We start from the raw sequence: 553 nt of genomic DNA, 5'->3' as shown, positions 1-553 counted from the left end.
TCTACCTTCACGATGGAACCTGTACTTCAGTCTCTCCACAAGAGTATTGAACAGTTAAACAAACATATTCAGGGTATCGACCAACAAATTGATGATCACATTGATCAGAATCCTGATTTAAAAAATGATAAAGAACTGCTCAGCAGTATTCCAGCCATTGCAAATCGAACTAGTTTATTAATGCTCAGTTTCTTGCGCAGTCATACTTTTGAAAGAGCTAGTCAAGCGGCTGCCTTTGTTGGATTGGTGCCCACTCAAAAGCAGTCAGGTAGCTCCATTCATGGCAGAAGCCATTTATCCAAAGCGGGCTCTTCCAAAATACGTGCCGGTTTATATATGGCAGCCATTGTCGCAACTCGGCATAATCCTCATATTAAAGGGATGAATGAAAGATTATTAGCTAATGGTAAAACCAAAATGATGGCGATTGGAGCTGCAATGAGAAAGTTGGTTCATCTTTGTTATGGTGTACTCAAACACCAACAGCCTTATCAAGCAGATTATTGAGCATGAATTTTCGATAATTTGCTTGACGTTTCAGACGGTATCTCTT

1 protein-coding gene is annotated in these 553 nt (G+C 40.0%); it reads left to right on the top strand.

Translation table 11 applies throughout. From position 1 onward, the window contains the following. The coding region (locus MF4640_RS18905; RefSeq protein ID WP_153042494.1) for a transposase at positions 1 to 507 on the top strand (507 nt) is incomplete at its 5' end. Between the last annotated feature and the right edge of the window lie 46 nt (positions 508 to 553).

It is taken from the genome of Acinetobacter sp. MF4640 (assembly GCF_002018895.1).
In the GTDB taxonomy this organism is placed as follows: Bacteria; Pseudomonadota; Gammaproteobacteria; order Pseudomonadales; family Moraxellaceae; genus Acinetobacter; species Acinetobacter johnsonii.
Note: the sequence above shows the minus strand (reverse complement) of the source record. Positions and strands in the feature narration are given on the sequence as shown.